The sequence below is a fragment of the Arthrobacter sp. HS15c genome (genome assembly GCF_040812005.1).
GTDB lineage: Bacteria > Actinomycetota > Actinomycetes > Actinomycetales > Micrococcaceae > Arthrobacter.
The window spans coordinates 109,917-124,911 of the sequence record NZ_JBFOHM010000004.1; the positions used below are offsets into that span (position 1 = coordinate 109,917).

19 protein-coding genes are annotated in these 14,995 nt (G+C 66.6%); 5 read left to right on the forward strand and 14 right to left on the reverse strand.

Annotation, left to right across the window (positions count from 1 at the left end):
• Window positions 1–80: 80 nt before the first annotated feature.
• The 3 genes from ABV518_RS07535 to ABV518_RS07545 are packed head-to-tail and all read right to left on the reverse strand — an operon-like array spanning window position 81 to window position 2,439.
• A complete protein-coding gene (locus tag ABV518_RS07535) occupies window positions 81–980 on the reverse strand; it encodes a LysR family transcriptional regulator (RefSeq protein ID WP_367766261.1) in 900 nt (299 codons plus the stop codon).
• Window position 981: 1 nt separating this feature from the next.
• Complete coding sequence (locus tag ABV518_RS07540) at window positions 982–1,422, reverse strand: SRPBCC family protein (RefSeq protein ID WP_367766262.1); 441 nt, start codon at window positions 1,420–1,422, stop codon at window positions 982–984.
• 45 nt (window positions 1,423–1,467) lie between these two features.
• Window positions 1,468–2,439, reverse strand: a complete 972-nt coding sequence (locus tag ABV518_RS07545) for a serine hydrolase domain-containing protein (RefSeq protein WP_367766263.1) — start codon at window positions 2,437–2,439, stop codon at window positions 1,468–1,470.
• Between the two features lie 136 nt (window positions 2,440–2,575).
• Here ABV518_RS07545 and ABV518_RS07550 point away from each other — a divergent pair, with 136 nt between their 5' ends.
• Complete coding sequence (locus ABV518_RS07550) at window positions 2,576–2,797, forward strand: hypothetical protein (RefSeq protein ID WP_367766264.1); 222 nt, start codon at window positions 2,576–2,578, stop codon at window positions 2,795–2,797.
• On the opposite strand, the gene ABV518_RS07555 is transcribed toward ABV518_RS07550, so the two are convergent.
• The 10 genes from ABV518_RS07555 to ABV518_RS07600 form a co-directional block, all read right to left on the reverse strand.
• Window positions 2,754–3,815 carry a HoxN/HupN/NixA family nickel/cobalt transporter gene (locus ABV518_RS07555; protein WP_367766265.1) on the reverse strand — a complete coding sequence of 354 codons (1,062 nt, stop codon included), beginning with the start codon at window positions 3,813–3,815 and terminating at the stop codon, window positions 2,754–2,756. The genes ABV518_RS07550 and ABV518_RS07555 overlap by 44 nt on opposite strands.
• The gene (locus ABV518_RS07560) at window positions 3,815–4,648 is read right to left on the reverse strand and encodes an urease accessory protein UreD (RefSeq protein WP_367766575.1); all 834 of its coding nucleotides are present in this window, start codon (window positions 4,646–4,648) and stop codon (window positions 3,815–3,817) included. Before ABV518_RS07560 ends, ABV518_RS07555 begins: the two co-directional genes overlap by 1 nt.
• A gap of 149 nt (window positions 4,649–4,797) precedes the next feature.
• Window positions 4,798–5,415, reverse strand: coding sequence for an urease accessory protein UreG (gene ureG / locus ABV518_RS07565; RefSeq protein ID WP_367766266.1), 618 nt, complete (start codon window positions 5,413–5,415; stop codon window positions 4,798–4,800).
• A gap of 12 nt (window positions 5,416–5,427) precedes the next feature.
• A complete protein-coding gene (locus ABV518_RS07570; RefSeq protein ID WP_367766267.1) occupies window positions 5,428–6,096 on the reverse strand; it encodes an urease accessory protein UreF in 669 nt (222 codons plus the stop codon).
• Window positions 6,097–6,300: 204 nt separating this feature from the next.
• Window positions 6,301–6,786: an urease accessory protein UreE gene (gene ureE / locus ABV518_RS07575; RefSeq protein ID WP_367766268.1), complete on the reverse strand. Its 486-nt coding sequence runs from the start codon at window positions 6,784–6,786 to the stop codon at window positions 6,301–6,303.
• A 19-nt stretch (window positions 6,787–6,805) separates the two neighbouring features.
• The gene (gene ureC, locus ABV518_RS07580) at window positions 6,806–8,536 is read right to left on the reverse strand and encodes an urease subunit alpha (RefSeq protein ID WP_367766269.1); all 1,731 of its coding nucleotides are present in this window, start codon (window positions 8,534–8,536) and stop codon (window positions 6,806–6,808) included.
• Complete coding sequence (locus tag ABV518_RS07585) at window positions 8,533–8,889, reverse strand: urease subunit beta (RefSeq protein ID WP_367766270.1); 357 nt, start codon at window positions 8,887–8,889, stop codon at window positions 8,533–8,535. The genes ureC and ABV518_RS07585 overlap by 4 nt, the downstream gene beginning before the upstream one ends.
• 9 nt (window positions 8,890–8,898) lie before the next feature.
• Window positions 8,899–9,201: an urease subunit gamma gene (locus ABV518_RS07590; RefSeq protein WP_367766271.1), complete on the reverse strand. Its 303-nt coding sequence runs from the start codon at window positions 9,199–9,201 to the stop codon at window positions 8,899–8,901.
• A 190-nt stretch (window positions 9,202–9,391) separates the two neighbouring features.
• Complete coding sequence (locus ABV518_RS07595; protein ID WP_367766272.1) at window positions 9,392–9,907, reverse strand: sulfurtransferase; 516 nt, start codon at window positions 9,905–9,907, stop codon at window positions 9,392–9,394.
• Between the two features lie 126 nt (window positions 9,908–10,033).
• Window positions 10,034–11,074: a LacI family DNA-binding transcriptional regulator gene (locus tag ABV518_RS07600; protein ID WP_367766274.1), complete on the reverse strand. Its 1,041-nt coding sequence runs from the start codon at window positions 11,072–11,074 to the stop codon at window positions 10,034–10,036.
• Between the two features lie 175 nt (window positions 11,075–11,249).
• Here ABV518_RS07600 and ABV518_RS07605 point away from each other — a divergent pair, with 175 nt between their 5' ends.
• From ABV518_RS07605 to ABV518_RS07620, 4 genes are all read left to right on the forward strand, one after another.
• On the forward strand, window positions 11,250–12,470 hold the full coding sequence (locus ABV518_RS07605; protein ID WP_367766275.1) for a Gfo/Idh/MocA family protein: 1,221 nt from the start codon (window positions 11,250–11,252) through the stop codon (window positions 12,468–12,470).
• Window positions 12,467–13,165, forward strand: a complete 699-nt coding sequence (locus tag ABV518_RS07610; protein WP_367766276.1) for a ThuA domain-containing protein — start codon at window positions 12,467–12,469, stop codon at window positions 13,163–13,165. The genes ABV518_RS07605 and ABV518_RS07610 overlap by 4 nt, the downstream gene beginning before the upstream one ends.
• Window positions 13,150–14,241, forward strand: coding sequence for a Gfo/Idh/MocA family protein (locus tag ABV518_RS07615; RefSeq protein WP_367766277.1), 1,092 nt, complete (start codon window positions 13,150–13,152; stop codon window positions 14,239–14,241). The genes ABV518_RS07610 and ABV518_RS07615 overlap by 16 nt, the downstream gene beginning before the upstream one ends.
• A gap of 146 nt (window positions 14,242–14,387) precedes the next feature.
• Window positions 14,388–14,672: a hypothetical protein gene (locus ABV518_RS07620; RefSeq protein WP_367766278.1), complete on the forward strand. Its 285-nt coding sequence runs from the start codon at window positions 14,388–14,390 to the stop codon at window positions 14,670–14,672.
• Here the strand turns inward: ABV518_RS07620 and ABV518_RS07625 are convergent.
• Window positions 14,666–14,911, reverse strand: a complete 246-nt coding sequence (locus ABV518_RS07625; protein ID WP_367766279.1) for a hypothetical protein — start codon at window positions 14,909–14,911, stop codon at window positions 14,666–14,668. The two genes, ABV518_RS07620 and ABV518_RS07625, sit on opposite strands and share 7 nt — an antisense overlap.
• Window positions 14,912–14,995: the final 84 nt, after the last annotated feature.

Genomic DNA, 14,995 nt, shown 5'->3' on the forward strand with positions numbered 1-14,995 from the left:
ACTGTTCTTCCTCTTCAAGTAGACGGCCGGAAGGCATGCAGCGTCCAAGACTTAGTTTCGATACGCCTGATAGGAAGGGCCTATCGGTTGGGGTCCTCAAGGGTGTGCTGAACCGCGACGTCCAGGAACGCGCGTGCAGCGGGCGTGAGGTGTTCCTTGCGGCTGAGCACTGCCACGTCCAGGTGGCTCACCGGTTCGATCAGCAGGGTGCGGAGGCCGGCCTTGTGGGCTGTGGGCGCCCACGACGACGGCATCACCGCGTGCCCCACGCCCGCCAGCACCAGCGGAAGGATGGAGGTCCGGTGGGCGACTTCGACGACGATTTCCACCTCCACGCCGCGGGCCAGGGCGTCGTCGACGAGCCAGCGCATGAGGGAGCCGCGCTGGCTGGCGATGATCCGCTGGCCGCCGAGGTCCTCGCGCTGGACGGCTGTCTGTGATCCGAACGAGTCGGCCTGGGGGTTGACGATGAGGATCAGCGGCTGGCGCTCCAGTTCCAGGACCTCGACGCCGGGAACACGGATCGGGGTGGGTGAACCGGCCAGGCCGATCTCCGTGCTGCCGCTGCGGACTGATTCGACGACTTCTTCCGGGGTGAAGGCGGCGCTGACGTTCAGCCGGACGGAGGGGTGGAGCTTGGTGAAGTCCGCGATCATGGACGTCAGCGGTTCGATGCCCGGGGACGGCATGGTGATGATGTCCAGCCGGCCGCTCCTGACACCCCGGAGGGCCTGGACGGCGGACTGGGCGGCGTCCAGGTCCCGCATGACCAGGCGGGCCGGACCCACGAGCTCCTTGCCCGCCTCGCTGAGGACTGCCCGGCGGCCGATCCGGTGGAAGAGCGGAAGACCGAGTTCCTTCTCCAGGCCGGCGATGGTCTGGGAGAGCGAGGGCTGGGCGATGAGCAGGTGCTCGGCCGCCCGGTTGAAGCCGTCGTGGTCCACCACGGCGAGGAAGTATTTGAGTTTGCGGGTGTCCACGTCAGCGGGCAGCCAGGGCGTTGAGAGTGTCGCGGATGCCGTTCAGCGCCGGGTCCCGCAACGACATAAAGGCAGGCTTCAGGAGCAGCTGGAGAATCTTCGCCGGCCCGTTGATGCTGAACTCGGCGGTGTACTTCACGAGCGATCCCTGGCCGGACGGTTCGACGTCGATCGAATCGAACGCGGTGACGGTCTTGTTGGCGCCGCGGAGCTTGATGTGGCGGTCCGTCAGCTCGATGACCTCGTATTCGAGCGACTGGCGTTTGCCGCGGAACTCGGATTCCGCGTAGTAGCGGTGGCCAACGGCCACCGGCCCTGCTGTCAGCTTGTCCATGACCGGCGTGGCGGGATCCCAGTCGCTGGTGTTTTCGAATTCGGAGAGAAAGGCGAACGCCTTCTCCGGGGACAGTTTGGTTTCCACGGTGCCGCTGACTGTGATCATCCCCCCAGTCTAAGAACCCGCCGGGCGACGCACAGCCCCTCGGCGTCAGCGGTCCGGGGTGAGGTCAGCCAGGATCCTGAAGCCGTGCCGGTCCAGCGAGCCGGCGGTGGCCGACAACAGCACAACTGCGGTGCCCGCTTCCCGGTCCAGGCCGATCCAGGAGCTGAAGCCGCCGGTGGCGCCGTTGTGCCAGGTCACGGCCCTGCCTTTGGCTTCCAGGATCATCCATGCAGCCCCGATGCGTGCCGCCGGCCCGGCGAAGTTGGCTACGGGATCCAGGGCCGCGAGGCCAGGCGCGGATTCGTCCAGCAGTGCGCCCGCGAGGGTGGCCATGTCGCCGATGGTGGAGCGGATGCCACCGGCCGGGCCGAGCGCTTCACCCACCCACGGATCCTGGCTGCGGCCTTTGCGGTTGGTGCCGGGAAGGGCGTGCGGGGAGAGCTCGCTTTTGGTGGCGGGGACATACGTGGACGTCAGTCCCAGCGGAGCGCTCAGGCGTTCGGCCACCAGGGCCCGGAACGTCAGCCCTGCGCCGGCGGCCACGGCGTGGCCGAGCAGTTCAAATCCGAGGTTCGAATACCGGGGGCGCGGCGACTTCAACCGGACGGTCCGGGCCTGGGCCAGCAGTTCCGCCACGTCTTCGCCGTAGGGGTTCCGGCCGTGCCGCCACAGGGCGTACGAACGCTTCCACATGTCGGAGTAGTGGGGCAGCCGGGGCAGGCCTGATGAGTGCGTACCCATGGACGCGAGGGTCAGCTGCGCGGCCGGGCAGTCGCCGAGAGGAAGGAACTCCCCCAGGGTTGTGGACGGCTGCACTTCGCCGCGGTCACAGGCGTCCGCATACAGGAGCCCGGTGATCGCTTTGGAAACGGAGCCGATTTCGAAGTCCGCCTCGAGCGGGGCCCCGGCGCTGGCAGTGGCCGTTTGGCCGCCGACAATCGTGGCAACGGCAAGCCGGGGATGCGAGCGCCGCAGTTCGCCCAGCAACTGGCCCATATGGCCGGCATCAAGATCCATGCCGCCTACGTTACCCAGTCCCAGGGACGGCCCTGCCTATTGCAGACAAGCACCTGCAAAGCATTGACAATCATCGATATAGACCGCATTATCTTTTGCATCGAAGTTCATCAATATAGAAGGAAGAGTCAGCGTCATGAACTACATCCCCGCCGAGCTGTGGCTGCCACTCACCCACCAGGAACGGGACGTCTGGGTCAGCCAGCTGCACAGAGACCAGCTGCGGGCCGCGGCGGAACGCCGGTCAATCGCGACGCAGCGCGGAGCTCGGCCAGGCCGGATCCGGCAACGGGCAATCGTGTGGGCGCGCAGCTTCAGCCCGAAGCGCGGCCCCGTCCCGCAGTGCTGCCCCGCCTAGGAAGGGACGCCGCGCCCCACACCGCCAGGAGCAGCGCGATCAGCAGCAGCCCGGCGTCGCCAAGGTCGATCGCACCCAGCCAGCTGGTCAGCGGGTCGTCCAGTCTGAACGCCGTGTTGACGAATCCTCCCAGGGTGATCACGGCGATGACCAGCGCGGAAAGGGCGGAAATGCCGGTCACGGCCGCGTTGAAGCCGAGCTTCCGGCGCGGATCGTCCAGGGCCGCGCGGTACATCCGCATCATCGCCACGCCGTTGAGCGAATCGCAGAGGGTCATGGCCGCGGTGAACGCGAGGGGCAGCGCGGTCAGCGCGAGCGGAGAAACCCCGGCCAGCGAGGCCGCCGTCGTCATCACCAGCAGCCCGATGGTGGTGGCGGTGTCAAAGCCCAGCCCGAACAGGAACCCGATCACGTAGATGTTCCGCGGCCGCCGGACCCTGGACAGCGGCCTCGCCAGGAGGCGCGCCACCAGGCCCTGCGTTTCCAGGTCTTCGACGGCGATGCTGCCGCCGGCGTGCGCGCTGCGGTAGGCCCGCGCCGCCCGGACGAAGGCTGACCCGCTGAAGATCCCCATGGCCAGCAGGAACAGGCCGGATACCCCGCTCCCGATCAGGCCCAGCACCAGGTTGCCGCCCGAGCCGTCCTCCATAAATTGCCCCACCATCGTGGCGCCGGCGACCACCAAGACGCCGGCCAGGACCACCACGGAGCTATGGCCCAGGCTGAACGCAAAACCAACACTGACCGGGTCCTGCCGCTGGGCCACGAACTTGCGCGTGGAGTTGTCGATGGCGGCCAGGTGGTCCCAGTCGTAGCTGTGCTTGACGCCCGCGAGGTAGGCGGTCAGCACCAAGCCCAGGGCAACGGGCTGGCCGCCGCCTGCCGTTCCGCTGAGCAGAAGTACGACGGCGGCAACGTGCAGCGCGGCCACCGCGCCGAAGGTGAAAAACAGCCGGGTCCGGACCGGCAGGGTGTCCCGCTCGCGGTACATCACGGTTATCTGGGTCAGCGCGCTCATCAGTACTTCCTCAGGTTCAGGGGCTCCTGCCCGTGCCACCGTTCCCGGAGCAACGCCGTGCAGGCGCCCAGCAGGCCGTTGAGCTTTTCAGTGCTGTCGGACAGCGAGCGCAGCACCAGCCCGGTGGTTCCGGCGAGGGTGCGGGTCAGGGAGATTCCGGTGTGCGCCTCATGGCCTGCGGTCAAGGCGTGCAGCTCATCCGCGAGCGCCTGGTCAACGCGCGCGTCCACCACCACCAGCGAGCCCAGGTGACTGAAGCCTTCCATAAAGCCCAATCCGGTCACGTCGCCGGCGGGCGGCCGGACCAGCAGGTTGTCGAGGGCGAGGAGGTCGATGCCGCCGTCCTTGGATTCCACCCGGATTTCGTTCCGTAGCCGCAGTTCCTCATACCGAAACGACGCCCCGTCCGGCGACCAGCCGGGCGTGATCACCTCAGCCATGACCAGGCTCGACGTCGGCCGCACGGTGATGTGTGTGTTCTGCCGGTAGCTGGCCTCCCGGTAGGCGATCAGCTGGTCAGGCATCAGCTCCAGCCGCGCCCCCTCCCCCAGCCGCAAAGTCATCCGCTGCTCAGCAAAAGACCCCGGAGTCCGATAAATCTTGGTGGCAGACTGCGTCGTCAACAACAACGAAGCCCCCGCTTCGACTTCAACATCAAGCAAAAAAAGATCTGCCCCAAGATAAGCCCCGCCCGGGTTCACCACGACGTAGCAAACCTGCCCGGAATCATCAAGGTAATGCGGCCGCAAGACTCTCAAGGCGCCTTGATGGAACTGGTGCGACGCAACGGATCGCCCGCTCCTCACTCCAATGCGCAAGGCGAGCTCCCCCATCGGTTCCCTAACCGCGGAGGCGGCGAGGCCGGATTTGGGGGCCGCGGCGTGGTGGGCACCGCGAAGCGGGCACGGCCCCAAATCCGGCGAAGCCGCCGAACCCAGCCCGGCAGCGTTGGTCTCGACAAGCTCGACCACCGGGACGGCGTTCACGTTGCGAGGTCGAGCATCAGGACGTCGCGCCGAACCCATGCGATGACGGCGTCGAGGCCTTCGTCGGTCTTGAGGTTGGTGAAGCAGAACGGTTTGTTGCCCCGGAACTCTTTTGAGTCGCGTTCCATGACGGACAGGTCCGCGCCGACGTGGGGGGCGAGGTCGGTTTTGTTGATGATGAAGAGGTCGGACTTGATCATGCCCTGTCCGGCCTTGCGGGGGATCTTTTCGCCCTGGGCGACGTCGATGATGTAGATGGAGAAGTCGACGAGCTCGGGGCTGAAGGTGGCGGAGAGGTTGTCGCCGCCGGATTCGACGAAGATGACCTGGAGGTCGGGGTGCCGGGCTTTGAGCTCCTCGATGGCGGCGGTGTTCATGGAGGTGTCTTCGCGGATGGCGGTGTGCGGGCAGCCGCCGGTTTCGACGCCGATGATCCGGTCCTCGGGCAGAATGCCGTTGGCGGCGAGGATCTTGGCGTCCTCGATGGTGTAGATGTCGTTGGTGATGGCGGCCATGGAGATCTCGCGGCTCATGTGGCGGGTGAGCCGCTCCACGAGCTGGGTCTTGCCGGCGCCGACCGGGCCGCCGATGCCGATTTTGATGGGTTCAGTCATGTTGTCCTCCTGCTAGCTCATGAACATCCGGGCACGTTGACGCTCGTGCCGCATCTGCGAAATTTCCAGTCCGGGGCTGACAGCGCCGAAGTCGTCCGGCGTCAGGTGGGCGATCCGCTCGACGGCGGCAGCGACGTCGTCGGCCGCTTTCCGCAGGAGCCGCTGGCCAGCGTTCTGCCCGAGCGGAATGGCCCGGACGGCGTTCTGCGTCAGCGAGGTGACCGTCGCGAAAAGGTAGGCGGCCAGCGCTTCGGGGAGCGGCACGCCCAGGGAATGCGCGACGACGGCGAACGCCAAAGGCTGGTGCCCGGCAGCCCGCCCGCTGGCCACCAGGTCCCGGTACAGTGCGAGCGAAGCGGAAGGAAAGACTTCAGTCCCGATCTCCAACAGCCGGCCACCCATCTTCACACTGGCCTCCCGAACCTGCCGAGGCAGAAGCGAGGCAGACAAGTGCACATCCAACTCCCCCACATCGGCACCCTCATAAAGAAAGCGGATGGCCAACCCATCAGAGTAAGAAAGCGACTGCCCCACAAAAGCAGAAAGCCAAACCCCAAAAGAAGCCTCATCAACCACAAGTCCGCGGTCAATGTACGTCTCAAACCCCAAAGAGTGCGCAAAAGCCCCCGTAGGAAGCGCAGAATCAGTAAGCTGCTGCAGCGCAAGCTGATAACCGATCACTGAACCGCCGCCAAGGGTGAGAAAAGCAAGCGACGCGAGGGATATGGGGCCGCGGCGTGGCGGGCCTCGTGGGGGGCCCACTGGCGCGAGGGCCCCGATCCGAGCTTGCGAGGATTGGGAGCGCCAGGGGACGGGCACGGCCCCATATCCCTCGCGGCGTCCCAAGCCCCCACCGGTATTGGAGCGCGCAGCGCGACGCAGAAACTAGTGCGAGTGCTCAGCATGGCGGAAAGGCACAGGCATGACGCGCTCCTGGCGGGTATAGGGCACGGCGACGTGGCGAAGGTAGTCCTCGACGGTGTGGTCGTAGGCGCACACCATGACTTCGGCGCCGTACTCGGAGGAGGAGTCGAAGAACTGGGCCTGGAGGTGCCGGTTGCCGAGGGAGTGTGCCACGACGCCCATTTCGTGGATGCTCCGGGGCGCCACCACCAGGACGTCGGTGGGCAGCACGGACACCACGATCATGTTGGTTTCGGCCACGTGCAGGATGTCGCCGTCGCGGAGGTCTCCGGAGCCGGAGGGCAGCCGGATGCCGATTTCCTTGCCGTGGTCAGTGGTGACCCGCTGGATGCGTTTGACCAGCTGGGCGCTGGGCAGCACCACTTTCTCGCGGTGCAGCCCGGTGTAGGCGGCCAGGTCGGTGGCAGGCAGCTCGTGCAGGTTGCCGAGGACTTTTTCGATGATCACGTCAGGCTCCGGGTGGTGGTTAGAAGAGGAAGTAGCGCTGCGCCATGGGCAGGACGTCGGACGGCTCGCAGGTGACGTCCTCGCCGTCGACCGTCACCTTGTACGTTTCGGGGTCCACCTGGATGTCGGGGGTGGCACCGTTGTATTTGAGATCAGCCTTGGTCAGGGTGCGGATGCCGGAGACGGGCCGGATGACCTTCTGCAGGCCCAGCTCTTCGGGGACACCGGCGTCGATCGCCGCCTGGGACAGGAACGTGATGGAGGACTGCTGCACGGCCTTGCCGAACGTGGCGAACATGGGGCGCATGGTGCGCGGCTGCGGGGTGGGGATGGAGGCGTTCGCGTCGCCCATCAGTGCGTAGGCGATCTGGCCGCCCTTGAGCACCAGCTCCGGCTTGACGCCGAAGAAGGCCGGGTCCCAGAGCACCAGGTCCGCGAACTTGCCCTCCTCGACCGATCCGATGGAGTCGGCCATGCCCTGGGCGATGGCGGCGTTGATGGTGTACTTCGCCACGTAGCGCTTGAGCCGGAAGTTGTCGCTGCCCGCCGTGCCGTGGACACCGCCGTCGGGATCTTCCAGCACGCCACGCTGCTTTTTCATCTTGTCCGCCACCTGCCAGGTGCGGGTGATCACCTCGCCCACGCGGCCCATGGCCTGGGAGTCGGAGGAGGTGATGGAAAAGATGCCCAGGTCCTGCAGGACGTCTTCTGCGGCGATGGTCTCGGCCCGGATGCGGGAATCGGCGAAGGCCACGTCCTCGGGGATGTCCGGGTTGAGGTGGTGGCAGACCATCAGCATGTCCAGGTGCTCTTCGATGGTGTTGCGGGTGTACGGCAGGGTGGGGTTGGTGGACGCCGGCAGGACGTTGGGCAGCCCGGCGATCCTGATGATGTCCGGGGCGTGCCCGCCGCCGGCACCTTCGGTGTGGAAGGTGTGGATGACGCGCCCGTCGATGGCGCGGATGGTGTCCTCCACAAAGCCGCACTCGTTGAGGGTGTCGGTGTGGATGGCCACCTGGATGTCGTATTCGTCGGCCACTTTCAGTGAGGTGTCGATGGAGGAGGTGGTGGAGCCCCAGTCCTCGTGGACCTTGAGTCCGATGGCGCCGGCGCGGATCTGCTCGGCGAGTGGTTCGACGGCGGAGGCGTGGCCTTTGCCGAACAGGCCGATGTTGATGGGCAGCCCTTCGGCGGCCTGCAGCATCCGCTGGATGTGCCATTTGCCGGGAGTGACGGTGGTGGCCTTGGTGCCTTCGGCGGGCCCGGTGCCGCCGCCCACCATGGTGGTCACGCCGCTGGTGAGGGCGGTGGGCACCTGGTCCGGGGAGATGAAGTGGATGTGGGTGTCCACTCCGCCGGCGGTGAGGATTTTCCGCTCACCGGCGATGATTTCGGTGCTGGCGCCGATGACGATGTCCACGCCGTCGGTGATCTGCGGGTTGCCGGCTTTGCCGATCTTGAAGATGTGGCCGTCCCGAAGGGCGACGTCGGCTTTGTAGATGCCGGTGTAGTCGAGGATGACGACGTTGGTGATCACGGTGTCCGGGACGTCCTCATCCCTGATGGCCTGGCCGTTCTGGCCCATGCCATCGCGGATCACTTTGCCGCCGCCGAACACCACTTCCTCACCGTAGACGGTGAGGTCCTTTTCGATTTCGAGGAACAGCTCGGTGTCTGCGAGGCGGATGGCGTCTCCCGTCGTCGGGCCATACAGGTCCGCGTACTGCCTGCGGGGAAGATCGAAGCTCACTTGGCGTCCTCCTTGCCGGCGCCGGGACCGCCGTCTGAATTGCCGCCGTCGAGCGGGCCGTTGACGGCGTTGCTGAGCCCGTAGACCTCGCGGCTGCCGGCCAGTTCGATCAGCCGGACCGTCTTGCTGTCGCCCGGCTCAAACCGGGCCGCGGTACCGGCGGGGATGTCCAGCCTGCGGCCGTAGGCAGCATGCCGGTCAAACGTGAGGGCAGCGTTCGCCTCGGCGAAGTGGAAGTGCGACCCCACCTGGACGGGACGGTCACCGGTGTTGGTGACGACGACGTCGGCCGCCTTCCGTCCGGCGTTCACCGTCACCGGTTCGGGCCTGAGGATGTACTCGCCTGGGATCATGGCCTGCCCCTATCGGATGGGATCGTGGACGGTGACGAGCTTGGTGCCGTCAGGGAACGTGGCCTCGATCTGGACGTCGTGGACCATTTCGGGGACGCCTTCCATCACGTCCTCACGGGTGAGGACGGTGGTGCCGTAGCTCATCAGGTCCGCCACGGTGCGGCCGTCGCGGGCCCCCTCGATCAGTTCATAACTGATGATGGCCACGGCTTCGGGGAAGTTGAGTTTGAGGCCCCGGGCCTGCCGCCGCCGGGCGAGGTCGGCGGCCACCACAATCATGAGCTTTTCCTGCTCACGGGGCATCAGATGCATCAGGTTCCCTTCGGGGCTGGGCGGTCCTACGTTTATAGACCGAAGGGTCATGCATAGCCGGCATTTCCGGTGCATCGCCTCCACGGTGGTCTTTCGTCATCACAGTAGGCGGGCCAGGTTTCCGTCAGATTTCCGGCGTCCGTCCTGGGCCCGTCCTCGCCCCAGTCGGGCCCCACCGGCGACTACGCCCTTATGGGGTGCGCATCGAGGCCGTTTCGACGGGCCTGTCCGTCGCGTGCCCGTACTGCGACCAGCCGCCGACGAACAGCCTGCCTCGCCCTGCACCCAGGTGCTCCAGGACCAGCAGGTTGTGGCAGGCAGTCACTCCCGATCCGCAATAAGTAATAGTGTTCTCGGCGGAGACAATGCCCGCTCGCTCGAAGTTCCCGCGGAGCTGAGCCTCCGGCACCAGGCGTCCCGAGGAGTCGAGGTTCTCACGGCAAGGAACATTCACCGCACCGGGGATGTGCCCCGGGCGGGGATCGATGGGGTCCTGGTGCCCGTCGAAGCGGTCACGATTCCTCGCGTCCACAACCGTGTATTTGTCAGAAGACGCCTCCACGACATCCGCGAGCAGGTTCCGGGGCCAGGCTTGGGCCGAGAAGTCGCCTTCCGGTCGTTGCGGGGCCTCCGTAGCGAGTTCGCCCGGGTAGCTGGCGATGCCGCCGTCCAGGATTGCGGCGCTGTGGCCCGTCGATCGGAGCATCCAGACAAGGCAGTCTAGATCTAGCAACCACATGTTGAGATTTCGATCTCAACATATGGAACCTTGGCTTGGGGAATGGTGTTACAGGCTCCTAAGGCAGACTCCGTTGCGACGTTTGGGCAACGCTCATTTGGCCACAGCCGGCGGGGCCGTTGAATCCCGGATCACCAGCCGGGTGGCCAGTTCCACGTGGTTTGATTCCAGGGTTTCGCCCTTCGCCAGCCGCAGCACCGTCCGGAGGGCCGCCCAGCCCATTTCCTGGAGGGGCTGGGCCACCGAGGTCAGGCGGGGGACGGACTGCTCGGTAAGGTCCGTCCCGTCGAAGCCCACCACGCTCAGTTGTTCGGGGACGCGGATCCCGTGCCGCCGGGCCTCGTCCAGGACGCCGAGTGCGATGACGTCGTTCGCGGCGAAGATTGCAGTGGGCGGATCCGCCAGGGCCAGCAGCTGACGTGCGCCGGCAACACCGCTTTCGCGGTTGAACCGGCCGGGCAGGACGTAGTCAGGGTTTGCCGGGAGGCTGTTCGCCCGAAGGGCAGCCAGGTAACCGTGCAGCCGGGCCACGCTGCACTCGACGGCCTCCGGTCCGCCCAGGAAAGCGATTTTCCGGTGGCCCAGTCCGATCAGGTGCTCCCCGGCGGCCTTGCCTCCCGCCCAGTTGGTGGCCCCGATGCTCACGTACCCGGACCCGGGAGGGCTCAGCGGGTCAATGACCACCACCGGGATGTTGCGGCGCCGGAACGATTCGAGCTGGCCGGCAGTGACCACGGACGTCACGAAGATCAGTCCTTTGCGGCCCGATTCGGCAAGCCGCTGAGACCACTGCTCATGGTCGACGCTGCGGAGCTTGGCGGGCTTGACGCCGCTGAGCACAATCTCCACACCCTCCTCCGCGGCGCATTCCACAATCCCGGCCATCACTTCCAGGGAGTAGGAGCTGTGCAGGCCGTGGAAGACCAGGTCCACGAGGGCCGGCCCGGACGACCTGGAACGGCGCTGCGCCGGTGATTCGTAGCCGAGTTTGCCGAGCGCCTCCTGGACGCGGGCACGGGTGGCATCCGCCACGTCATCGCGGCCGTTGATCACCTTGGAGACCGTGGGCGCTGAGACGCCGGCGAGCGCGGCAACGTCCGCGAGGTTCACTTTGGCGGCGCTCTTGGCAGGCATCGGTGCAGACTTTCTCGAAAAATTTCGGACGAACCAGCGTGCACAGCAACCAGCTCCGCAGTCAAAACAATCCGTGGACAATCCTTGACGCTGGCCATGCCGTGCAACTACTTTTTATCACAGCTCACGAATTACTTGCGAAATATTTCGAAAACCGATGGAGAACACCACAGCTATGACCACGCCTGACACCGCCCCTCCGCTGCGTGTGGGAATGGTGGGCCACGCCTTTATGGGCGCCGCCCACTCACACGCCTGGCGCACCGCACCGCGTTTCTTCGACCTCCCATTGACCCCCGAGCTCAGCGTCCTCGCAGGCAGGGACCGCGGCCGCGTCACCGATGCTGCCCGCCGCCTCGGCTGGGCCAGCACCGAAACCGACTGGCGGGCACTCGTGGAGCGGGACGACGTCGACCTCGTGGACATCTGCACGCCCGGCGACACGCACGCGGAGATTGCCATCGCCGCCCTGAAAGCCGGGAAGCACGTGCTGTGCGAAAAGCCGCTGGCCAACAGCGTGGCTGAAGCGGAGGAAATGGCGGCCGTTGCTGCGGAGGCGGCCGCCCGCGGGGTGTACGCCATGTGCGGCTACTCCTACCGGCGCACTCCTGCCCTGACGCTCGCGCGGAACATGGTCCGGGACGGCAAGCTGGGAACCATCCGACAGGTCCGCGCGCAGTACCTGCAAGACTGGCTTTCGGACCAGAACGCGCCCCTGACGTGGCGGATGGACAAGTCGAAGTCCGGCTCCGGCGCCCTCGGCGACATTGGCGCCCACAGCATCGACGCCGCCCAGTTCGTCACCGGGCAGAGCATCACCGGCGTATCGGCCATCATGGAGACCTTCACGAAGGAACGCCCGGTGGGCGGGGACTTCGTGGGCCTCGGCGGCAGCGGCGCGGTGGGTGCCGGCGTCGAACGCGGACCGGTGACCGTGGACGATGCTGTGGTCTTCAGTGCCCGGTTCGACGGCGGCCCGATCGGTGTCTTTGAGGCCAGCCGGGTGGCGCTGGGCCGGAAGAACGCCATGCGGCTGGAAGTGAACGGTTCCGAAGGGTCCATCGCGTTCGACTTCGAGGACATGAACTACCTGAACTATTACGACGGCGGCAGCGGCGCCGACCCGGATTCGCTCGGCTTCCGGCGGATCAACGTCACGGAAGCGCACCACCCGTACACCGGTAACTGGTGGCCCGTGGGCCATGGGCTGGGGTACGAACACGGCTTCACGCACCAGGTGGTGGACCTCGTGACCGCCATCGGCGCCGGAACCCAGCCCACGCCGTCGTTCTCCGACGCCCTCCAGGTGCAACGGGTGCTGGCCGCCGTGGAACAGAGCGCAGGCCAGGATTCCCGCTGGACCCCGGTGGACGGACGAGAAGGACACACAGCATGACAACCACAAAAAACGCACTCGTGGTCCGCGGCGGCTGGGACGGCCACCAGCCGGTCGAGGCCACGGACCTGTTCATCCCGTTCCTGCGCGAGCAGGGCTTCACTGTGCGGGTGGAGGAGTCGGCGGCGGTGTACGCCGACGCCGGCTACCTCGCCGGGGTGGACCTGATCGTGCAGTGCAACACGATGAACACCATCGAGAGGGCCGAGTTCGAAGGGCTCCGCGCCGCCGTCGCGGCCGGGACGGGCATGGCCGGCTGGCACGGCGGCATCGCCGATTCCTACCGGAACAGCTCCGACTACCTGCACCTGATCGGGGGCCAGTTCGCCTGCCATCCGTCCAAGGACCACGGCGAGCCGCACGGGGACGCCTCGGACAATTTCCGGACCTATACGGTGAACATGCTGCCGGCCGCCGCGGAGCATCCCATCACCGCGGGCATCGGCGATTTCGAGCTTTTCACGGAGCAGTACTGGGTGCTGTCGGACGACTACATCGACGTCCTGGCCACCACTACCCTGCCTGCGCGGGAGAAGGACGCGTGGCACCGGGACGTCGTTTCGCCGGCGATCTGGACGCGGTCGTGGGGTGAGGGCCGGATCTTTGTGGCCACCCCGGGCCACAGCGTGGAGATCCTCAAGGACAACAACGTCCGCACCATCATCGAAAGGGGCATGCTGTGGGCAAGCCGTTGAAAATTGGCGTGGTCGGCTGCGGCAACATCATCACCCAGTACCTGGCCACCTTCCCGCGGCTGGCATCAGTCCGGCTGGTGGCCGTGGCGGACCTCGATTTCACCCGGGCCGAAGCCGTCGCTGCTGGCCAGCCAGGCGTGCGGGCCCTGAGCGTCGACGACCTGCTGGCGGATCCCGAGGTGGACCTGGTCCTGAACCTGACCATCCCGGCGGCGCATGCGGACATCGCGCTGAGGGCCATCGCCGCCGGCAAGGCGGTCTACGGCGAGAAGCCGCTCGCCGCCACCACTGAAGAGGCACGCGAGGTGCTGGAGGCAGCAGCGGCCGCGGGCGCCGTCGTCGGCTGCGCTCCGGACACGGTCCTGGGGACCGGCATCCAGACCGCCCGGAAGGCGATAGACGACGGCCTGATCGGCACGCCCATCTCGGCCACCGCCACGATGATGACCCCGGGCCACGAACGCTGGCACCCCAATCCGGACTTCTACTACCAGCCGGGCGGCGGTCCGCTGCTGGACATGGGGCCGTACTACGTCTCCGCCCTTGTCACGCTGCTGGGACCGGTGGTTTCCGTGATCGGCGCGGCCAGCCACACGCGCTCCGACAGGACCATCGGCAAGGGTCCGCGCGCCGGGGAAACCGTTCCCGTCTCCACCGACACGCATGTCACCGGGGTGCTGGTGCACGAGTCCGGCGCGCTCTCCACGCTGGTGATGAGCTTCGATGCCGTGGCCACGCAGGCTGCCAACCTCGAAATTCACGGTGACCACGGGTCGCTGATCGTTCCCGATCCCAACCGTTTCGACGGCGATGTGAAGCTCCGCACGCTCGGCGGCGAGGGCTGGGAGGTGCTTCCCGTCTCGGCCGGTTACGTGGATTCCGCCCGGGGCTTCGGGCTGCATGACATCGCCGTCACGCCCTCCGGCACCGAGCCGCGAGCGGGCGGGCAGTTGGCCTTCCATGTGCTGGAAGTGATGGAATCCGTGCTGGAGTCAGCAGCGCTGGGGCAGTCGGTGAAGGTGGCCAGCCGGTGCGGGCGGCCGGATGCTGTGCCACTGACGGACCTCGGCGACTAGCGGGGTTTCTGGTGCGTGCTGGTCCAGCGGCACAATGGGAGCTGAGCAGCTGCGCCGGACCGACCTGGAGATGACTAGTGTTCCGACCAAAGGACTGGGATGAGAAGTATGGCCCGTGGGGCACGCCCCCGGACTACACTCCCCCGATGACTGCCACCAACAACATTCAGAGCCCCCTCGGCCTGCGCTTGGCGGGTTTGTTGTCTTTTCTGCTTTTCATTTCGGCCGTGGTTTTGGGTTGGATGGCTTATTCCACCGGTTACCCAATGGGCGAGGTCATCGTCCCGCTCATCATCCTGGTGGTGCTGGGCGGGTATATGACGTGGTGGTGCTTCCACCTGGCAAACCGCCGCGCCCAGTGGCTCCGCAAAAAGAAGGAGCGCGCCCAGCAACTGTCCGCGGAGGGGCAGTCCCCGGCGTTTCCTCAGTGAGCCGGGGCCGCCCGCCGGCACCGCCCACGCGCGGTACAGGTGGCGGCACAGTCCGCCTGCTCGCCGCTTCCCCAGAGAACGGCCTGGCCCTCGACGGAGGGCATCAGGCTGCCCTGGGTAACGTAGCGCGGGCCACCGCCCTCCTGCGGCGTCCACCAGCCGGTTTCGGTGCAGTGCTCGCCGGTGCGAAGGAGCAGTCCGGCGCTGCTTGCCCGGCGGATGGTAAGTGGAAGTTGCATGGCTTTCCTTGCATGGGTCTGGGGTAGGAGCCGGCCGCAGCAGGGCACAGCGGCCAAATGCGGGAGGCCGCCGCAGACCGCGGC

Bases quoted from the DNA above. Each gene is read 5' to 3' on its own strand.
- ABV518_RS07610 (WP_367766276.1), top strand. From the start codon at position 12,467: ATGACAACCACAAAAAACGCACTCGTGGTCCGCGGCGGCTGGGACGGC.
- ABV518_RS07625 (WP_367766279.1), bottom strand. From the start codon at position 14,911: ATGCAACTTCCACTTACCATCCGCCGGGCAAGCAGCGCCGGACTGCTC.
- ABV518_RS07545 (WP_367766263.1), bottom strand. From the start codon at position 2,439: ATGGATCTTGATGCCGGCCATATGGGCCAGTTGCTGGGCGAACTGCGG.
- ABV518_RS07550 (WP_367766264.1), top strand. From the start codon at position 2,576: ATGAACTACATCCCCGCCGAGCTGTGGCTGCCACTCACCCACCAGGAA.
- ABV518_RS07560 (WP_367766575.1), bottom strand. From the start codon at position 4,648: ATGGGGGAGCTCGCCTTGCGCATTGGAGTGAGGAGCGGGCGATCCGTT.
- ABV518_RS07585 (WP_367766270.1), bottom strand. From the start codon at position 8,889: ATGATCCCAGGCGAGTACATCCTCAGGCCCGAACCGGTGACGGTGAAC.
- ABV518_RS07605 (WP_367766275.1), top strand. From the start codon at position 11,250: ATGACCACGCCTGACACCGCCCCTCCGCTGCGTGTGGGAATGGTGGGC.
- ABV518_RS07595 (WP_367766272.1), bottom strand. From the start codon at position 9,907: ATGCTCCGATCGACGGGCCACAGCGCCGCAATCCTGGACGGCGGCATC.
- ABV518_RS07590 (WP_367766271.1), bottom strand. From the start codon at position 9,201: ATGCATCTGATGCCCCGTGAGCAGGAAAAGCTCATGATTGTGGTGGCC.
- ABV518_RS07540 (WP_367766262.1), bottom strand. From the start codon at position 1,422: ATGATCACAGTCAGCGGCACCGTGGAAACCAAACTGTCCCCGGAGAAG.
- ABV518_RS07600 (WP_367766274.1), bottom strand. From the start codon at position 11,074: ATGCCTGCCAAGAGCGCCGCCAAAGTGAACCTCGCGGACGTTGCCGCG.
- ABV518_RS07555 (WP_367766265.1), bottom strand. From the start codon at position 3,815: ATGAGCGCGCTGACCCAGATAACCGTGATGTACCGCGAGCGGGACACC.
- ureG (WP_367766266.1), bottom strand. From the start codon at position 5,415: ATGACTGAACCCATCAAAATCGGCATCGGCGGCCCGGTCGGCGCCGGC.
- ABV518_RS07620 (WP_367766278.1), top strand. From the start codon at position 14,388: ATGACTGCCACCAACAACATTCAGAGCCCCCTCGGCCTGCGCTTGGCG.